At 71.7% G+C, this 2,402-nt stretch carries 2 protein-coding genes; both read right to left on the reverse strand.

The genetic code is table 11. The features are described from left to right. Positions 1 to 1,533 (reverse strand): hypothetical protein (locus AVR91_RS42310; RefSeq protein ID WP_063273820.1); only part of this gene is annotated, 1,533 nt, incomplete at its 3' end. Further along, positions 1,530 to 2,402 (reverse strand): ABC transporter ATP-binding protein (locus AVR91_RS42315; RefSeq protein ID WP_063273819.1); only part of this gene is annotated, 873 nt, incomplete at its 5' end. The genes AVR91_RS42310 and AVR91_RS42315, both read right to left, overlap by 4 nt.

The following is a 2,402-nucleotide window of genomic DNA, read 5'->3' on the forward strand; positions in this document are numbered from 1 at the left end:
AGCCAAGTAGGTGTACGGGGAAAGGTAGGTGAGCCACGCGGGTCCCTGAGTGCTCTGCAGGATCACGGTGAGCAGGAAGCCACCGGCGACCGGGAGCGCGCCCAGCGCCGCGACCGCGCGAGGTGCCCAGCCGAGCGCGAGTGCCGCGGTGCCGAGGGCGAGCAGGGCGACCGGCGCGACGTTGGCCGTTCCGGCGAGCGCCGCCGTGAGGTCCAACGGAGCGTCCGCGATGGTCGCGCCGCACCAGAGCGTCAGTCCCGCGACGGCCAGGAGCACCAGCACTCCCAGACCGGTGAGCAGGAGTTCGGTGAGCACGATGTGCCGCCGGGAAAGGGGTAGCGCCAGCAGCGGAGTCAGCCGCCGGTCGGTCTCGGCCGTCGCGAAGGCGGCGATCCGTGTCGCGGCGTAAAGGCCGACCGGGATGGTGAGCAGGCTGAACATCGCCGCCGCGAATCCCTCGGCCGTGCCGAGACCGCCGAACCCCGCGGCCGTCGCCAGCTCGGCGAACCGCGGGTTCTCTCGCATGAACCGCAGAATCGACGCGATGAGCACGCCGACGAGCAGGAAGTAGGCCCCGATCGCCAGCGACCAGCCAGCGGTGGGGCGCGCCGCTCGCCGGGCGGCGAACCCGGTGACCGATCCCAGCAGCCGCACTCTCGGCCGTCGCCTGCCCGAAGGGTTCAGCACTCCCCTGCCGACGTCCCGGTGCGAGCACGCGATCACCGCCGCCGTGGTGAGCAGCGCGGGGAACAGTACGAGGACGAGCAGCGGGACGATCCTGTTGTCCGCGTACGGTGCGGCGTTGGCCGTCAAGCCGAACGGGGTGACCCACGAGGCCCAGGACAGCGCGCTGACACCGTCCGCGAGCATGCGCAGGAACAGACCGGCCCCGAGCGCCGCGACGGCGAGCCCTGTGGCGGTGGCGCGGGACGGCATGAGTTGCCCGGCGACCGCGCCCGCGGCGGCGAAGGTCATCGTCACGCCGAACAGACCGGCGGCGTGGATGACCGCACCCGCAGGTTGGGTACCGGTGACCAGCAGGGCAACGGCTACGGCCGCGGCGATCAGGGCGGACGCCGCACCCAGCACGGCCAGCACTCGCGTGAGCGGATCGATCGCCCGCACACGACCCGCGAGCAGCATCTCCGCCCGGCCGGAGTCCTCTTCGCCACGGGTGAGCCGGGTCGCGGCCAGCAACGCCCAAACCCCGGTCAGGATCTGGACGGGAGTTCCGGTGCGCCACACGGTGAAGCCGCCGGGATCGTCCAGCGCGACCGGTGGCCCGAACAGGATCCGGATGGCCGGGTTCTCCGCCAGCGCCCGGAGTGCCGCGCCGTCGAGCTCACCGGCGAAGGTGGCTTGGTACTGGCCTGCCACGACGGCCGACATCCCGGCCGCCGCGACGCCGACGAGCAGCACGCCACGCCGAATCCGCCTGGCGAAGTGCAGTGTGACGGCGGCGCCCGCACTCCTCTCGATGCCGGGCGCCGAGTCCGACCGCGGGCTCACGGTCTCGGCCGGTGCCGTGCTCATCGCGCGTTCTCGCCGTAGTAGTCGAGGAAGATCTCTTCGAGCGTCGGTTCACGCATCGACAGCATGGTGACGTCGGCGGCGGCGAGCGCGCGCAACGCCGGGCCCGGCGGGCCGGACAGGGTGAACCGCAGCAGGCCCGCGCCCGGCCGCTCGACGTCCATCACCCCCGGAACGTCCACAAGGGACGGTTCCGCGCCGCGATAGCCGATCTCCACCGAGGTCCGGTGCAGGCGACGCAACTCGGTGAGGCCGGCGATCTCGACCAGGCGCCCGGCACGCAGGATCCCCACCCGGTCACAGACCGCCTCGACCTCGGCGAGCTGGTGCGAGGAGAGGAAGACCGTCTGTCCCCGTTCCCGTGCTTCGGCCACGCATCGCCGGAACACCTGTTCCATCAACGGATCCAGGCCGCCGGTCGGCTCGTCCATCACCAGCAACGGCGCCCTGCTCGCGAAGGCGGCGACCAGGGCCACCTTCTGACGGTTGCCGGTCGAGTAGGTTTTCGCGGGCTTCCCCAGGTCCACTTCGAAGCGGCGCACCAGTTCCGCGAGATATCCCGGATCGATGCCCGGCCCGACCCGGGCCAGCAGTTCGAGGATCTCGCCCCCGGTCAGGTCCGGCCACAACGCGACATCGCCGGGCACGTACCCCAGCGATCGGTGCGCCCGCCGGACATCGGCCGCCGGAACGCCGAACACCGTCGCCGTCCCGGCCGAGGGACGGAGGAAACCGAGCAGCATTCTGATGGTGGTTGATTTGCCCGCGCCGTTCGGGCCGAGGAAGCCGAAGACCTCCCCGGGAGCCACGGACAACGAGAGATCGTCCACCGCGAGTGTGCGGCCGAAACGCTTGCTCAAACCGGCGGCCTG

This window comes from Amycolatopsis keratiniphila subsp. keratiniphila, from assembly GCF_001620365.2.
Taxonomy (GTDB): Bacteria; Actinomycetota; Actinomycetes; order Mycobacteriales; family Pseudonocardiaceae; genus Amycolatopsis; species Amycolatopsis keratiniphila.